General features: G+C 67.4%; 1 protein-coding gene and 1 pseudogene. One reads left to right on the top strand and one right to left on the bottom strand.

Going from position 1 to position 1959, the window contains the following annotated elements; genetic code table 11:
• Positions 1 to 462, bottom strand: a pseudogene (locus AOK24_RS40540) (DUF3558 domain-containing protein); the annotation flags it as partial.
• A gap of 252 nt (positions 463 to 714) precedes the next feature.
• Here AOK24_RS40540 and AOK24_RS40535 point away from each other — a divergent pair.
• Complete coding sequence (locus tag AOK24_RS40535) at positions 715 to 1908, top strand: RtcB family protein (protein ID WP_055724911.1); 1194 nt, start codon at positions 715 to 717, stop codon at positions 1906 to 1908.
• Positions 1909 to 1959: the final 51 nt, after the last annotated feature.

The following is a 1959-nucleotide window of genomic DNA, read 5'->3' as shown; positions in this document are numbered from 1 at the left end:
GGGGGACGCCGGGGCCGGGAGGTCCGCCGCGTCCTGCTTCTTCGCGAACAGCGCCTGCGCCTGTGTGTCGTCGCTCACGGTGTTGTCGTACGAGACCACGCGCTCGAAGTCCACCGACAGGTGGTCCGTCGCCGCCGTCGACTCCACCTTCCAGCGGCAGCCGACCCGGCGGTCCGTGTCGTACGTCAGGGCGGGGGTACCCGCGTACGCCTTCTGGCGCTGCGCCGGGTCCATGAGCTGCTTGATGCCCGGCAGGAGGGCGTCCAGCGTGCCCGGGGCGACCGCGCCGCACGCCTCCGGGAGCGTCGTGTACCGGCCCGGCTGCGCCGCCGCGCTCGTCGTACCGCTGTCGCCCGGGTTCGAGTTGTCCGTCGAGCCGCCGTCGTCCGAGCCGCCTGTGCAGCTGGCCAGCAGCGCCACGAGGAGGGCTGCCGCGCCGGGGACGTACGCCTTGCGCTGCACGGGGGCTCCTTAAGGGTGATCCCTGCGAGGGTTTCCGGTGGGGGGTTCCAGTGTCCCCCGCCGGGAATTTCGCTTGCCGGGCGAGGGTGGCACCTGACGACAATGTGTATCGCACGCGACACCCCGGACGCCGGTCCGGCATCCGTTTCGTCGACCCTGACGCCGGTTTTGCGTATCCGGCCCTTTGTCGTCCTTTGCCGTTCTTTGTCTGCGTTCGCGCGCTTTTATGTTGATGGGGGAATGAGGGAAGTCATGTCGTACGTGGAGATGCCGGGCGCGCAGGTGCCCATTCGGATGTGGACCGACCCCGCGGGCGTCGAGGACGTCGCGCTCCAGCAGTTGCGCAACGTCGCGACGCTGCCGTGGATCAAGGGGCTCGCCGTCATGCCCGACGTCCACTACGGCAAGGGGGCGACCGTCGGGTCCGTCATCGCGATGCAGGGGGCTGTGTGTCCTGCCGCCGTGGGGGTCGACATCGGGTGCGGGATGTCCGCCGTCAAGACCTCGCTGACCGCCAATGATCTGCCGGGGGATCTGTCTCGGCTGCGGTCCAAGGTGGAGGCGGCGATTCCGGTGGGGCGGGGGATGCATGACGATCCCGTCGATCCGGGGCAGTTCCATGGGCTCGCCACGTCCGGGTGGGACGGGTTCTGGGGGCGGTTCGGTGGGGTGGCCGACGCGGTGAAGTTCCGGGAGGAGCGGGCCGTCAAGCAGATGGGGACGCTCGGATCCGGAAATCATTTTGTCGAAATTTGCGTGGATACGTCGGATTCTGTCTGGCTGATGCTGCATTCCGGTTCCCGCAACATCGGTAAGGAACTCGCCGAGCACCACATCGGGATCGCGCAGAAGCTTCCGCACAACCAGGGGCTTGTCGACCGGGACCTTGCCGTCTTCGTCTCCGACACCCCGCAGATGGCCGCCTACCGTAACGACCTCTTCTGGGCGCAGGAGTACGCGAAGTACAACCGGACGCTGATGATGGCCCTGCTCAAGGACGTCGTCCGCAAGGAGTTCAAGAAGGCGAAGCCGACCTTCGAGGCGGAGATCTCCTGCCATCACAACTACGTGGCGGAGGAGCGGTACGACGGGATGGACCTGCTCGTGACCCGCAAGGGTGCCATCCGTGCCGGGTCCGGGGACTACGGGATCATCCCGGGGTCCATGGGTACGGGGTCCTACATCGTGAAGGGGCTCGGGAACCCGCTCGCCTTCAACTCCGCGTCCCACGGGGCCGGTCGGCGGATGAGCCGCAACGCCGCCAAGCGGCGGTTCTCCGTCTCCGATCTGGAGGAGCAGACGCGGGGGGTGGAGTGCCGTAAGGACTCCGGGGTCGTGGATGAGATTCCGGGGGCCTACAAGCCGATCGACCAGGTCATCGACCAGCAGCGGGATCTGGTGGAGGTCGTGGCGAAGCTGAAGCAGGTGGTGTGCGTCAAGGGGTAGTCCCCGAGAACTGACCGGCGTAGTCCCCGGGTACTACCCGGGGACTACTTC

Origin of the sequence: Streptomyces niveiscabiei, assembly GCF_001419795.1 — a bacterium.
Classification (GTDB): Bacteria; Actinomycetota; Actinomycetes; order Streptomycetales; family Streptomycetaceae; genus Streptomyces; species Streptomyces niveiscabiei.
The sequence above is the reverse complement of the archived record's forward strand: the minus strand, read 5'-3'. Positions and strand labels throughout refer to the sequence as shown.